Consider the following 2,545-nt stretch of genomic DNA (forward strand, 5'->3'; position numbering starts at 1 on the left):
TATCAGTACCAAATATTATAGAACCTTTTTTCGGAACTCTTTTTTTGTACCAAGAGAAACATGGCGTTTAGAAGGAGATCACTAACAGACTTTCACAATATAATGTGTCTTCTGCGTTGTAGTGTAAAAGCTGGTCAAGCGAACCTCAACTAAGAAAATTGATCTAAATGTTGATATTTTTCTAATTTGTACAAGCTAAATTGACGTTAGACTCAAAAATAGTATAGACTGTTAAGGTATATATAGAGACTTTGAAAGGATTTCGATCTGATTTGAATTTAAAAAAAATTCGCGAGTTTATCAATACTAGGATAGGTTTTTTGAGTCTGCTTGTTGTTTTATTTTGGATAAAAACTATCCTAGTCTATTTGATCGACTTTCACCTGGGGGTCAAGGGGATCTACCAATATTTTGTAATGTTGATCAATCCTTTTGCGACCACGCTTTTATTATTTAGTATAGGTTTATATGTAAAACGGACTTTGCCTTCATATATCACAATGTTTTTGATATATGTTGCAAATACCGCTTTACTACTATTTAGTGTGATCTATTACCGTGAATTCACTGATTTCATGACGATTAATGTCATTTTCGGTTATTCGGCAGTTTCGCAAGGTTTAAGCGGCAGCTCCTTTGCGTTGTTAAAGCCAGAGGATGTTATTATTCTTGGTGATGTTGTTTTAGTGTTGCTGGGTTTACTGACCAAGCTCATCAAATTGGACAAGCGACCGATCAAAAAGAAATCTGCAGCGGCAATTAGTTCTTTTGCGATTTTTGCACTGATGTTTAACATAGTTTTAGGTGAGATCGACCGGCCACAGTTGTTAACTCGGACATTTGATCGCAATTATCTTGTTAAATATTTAGGAATCGACACTTTTACGGTGTACGACGGTTTGAAGACTGCTAAAAATAATCAGGCACGTAGTCGTGCTGATGGTGCTGATCTCAATAATATCTTGCAGTATACTTCAAACCACTATGCTAAACCCGATCCAAAATTATTTGGTGCAGGCAAGGGTAAAAATATTATTGTTATCCACTTAGAAAGTTTTCAACAATTTTTGATCAATTATAAACTGGATGGTAAAGAAGTTACGCCATTTTTGAATAGCTTATATAATAGCAAGGATATGTACAGTTTTGAAAATTTCTTTAATCAAGTTGGACAAGGAAAAACTTCGGATGCAGAAAATATGTTGGAAACAGGAACATTTGGATTACCGCAGGGTTCACTTTTTTCTGCTTTAGGTACTGATAATACTTTTGAAGGGGCTCCTGCGATCTTAAACCAGGAAGGCGGCTATTCATCCGCTGTTTTCCATGGAAATAATGGCTCATTTTGGAATCGTAATAGTGTTTATCCAAATTTAGGCTATCAAAATTTCTTTGATGCCAGCTATTTTAACCAAGATTCCAACAACTTAAGTGAATATGGCCTGAAAGATAAGTTGTTGTTCCATGATTCGGTTAAGTACTTGGAGCGGCTGCAACAGCCGTTTTATGCTAAATTCATTACGGTTTCCAACCACTTTCCATATAACCTGGATAAAGAAAATACTGATTTTCCAACGGCCGATACCTCTGACAACTCGATCAATAATTATTTTGTTACTGCTCATTATTTAGATCAGGCGGTCGAAGAATTTTTTGATTATCTAAAGAGTTCTGGTTTATATGATAATTCTGTGATCATGTTATATGGAGATCATTACGGTATTTCCGATACAAGAAATGTTAAATTAGCTAAGCTATTGGGCAAATCATCATCCACTTGGAGTGATTATGATAATACTCAGTTGCAACGTGTACCGTTTATGCTTCACATTCCCGGAGAACATGACGGCGGTGTTCAAAAACAGTATGGCGGCGAGATCGATGTTTTGCCGACCCTCTTGCATTTGGCGGGAATAGATTCAAGCAAGTATATTCAGTTTGGAACAGATTTATTTTCACCAGAACATGACCAGACGGTTGCTTTTAGAAATGACAACTTTGTGACACCAAACTATACAGTGATCGGAAATACTATCTATCAAAACGGCACAGGAGATGTGGTAACTCATCCATCAGCGGATGTGAAAAAAGAGTTGCAAGAAAAATCAAGACAGGTAACTCACGAATTAAGTTTGTCTGACTCTTTGAACAATAAAAACCTATTGCGTTTTTACGTGCCAAATGGTTTTACACCGGTAAATCCAAAGGAATATGATTATCAAAATGATTTTTATAAGTTGATCCAAACCGAAAAAAAATTGCAGCAACGATCAACTAGTTTATGGTCGAGGAATCAGGACCATTCGACGATCGATGATTATGATTCGGATGCTCCAGAGTTAAAAAAGACAGATGATAATTCAGCGAATGTTTCAAGTGCTAAGAAAAAAATTACGACCAATAAGAATAAAGATGTCAAAAATGCTAAAGATTCAAGCAGTGTGAAATCCTCTGCCAGTGAAGTCAATGCTTCTGAATAATAGCTTTAGTGAAATTTAAGTAATTTCAATGGAAATCTGGGAGTGTCAAGAAGTTTGTGTAAATG

The 2,545-nt window shown here is 35.8% G+C and carries 1 protein-coding gene; it reads left to right on the forward strand.

Annotation, left to right across the window (positions count from 1 at the left end; translation table 11 throughout):
* Positions 1-272 precede the first annotated feature (272 nt).
* Positions 273-2,480, forward strand: coding sequence for an LTA synthase family protein (locus tag FC65_RS10050; protein ID WP_056972573.1), 2,208 nt, complete (start codon positions 273-275; stop codon positions 2,478-2,480).
* The last annotated feature ends 65 nt before the right edge of the window (positions 2,481-2,545 follow it).

Source organism: Ligilactobacillus acidipiscis DSM 15836 (assembly GCF_001435755.1).
Taxonomy (GTDB): domain Bacteria; phylum Bacillota; class Bacilli; order Lactobacillales; family Lactobacillaceae; genus Ligilactobacillus; species Ligilactobacillus acidipiscis.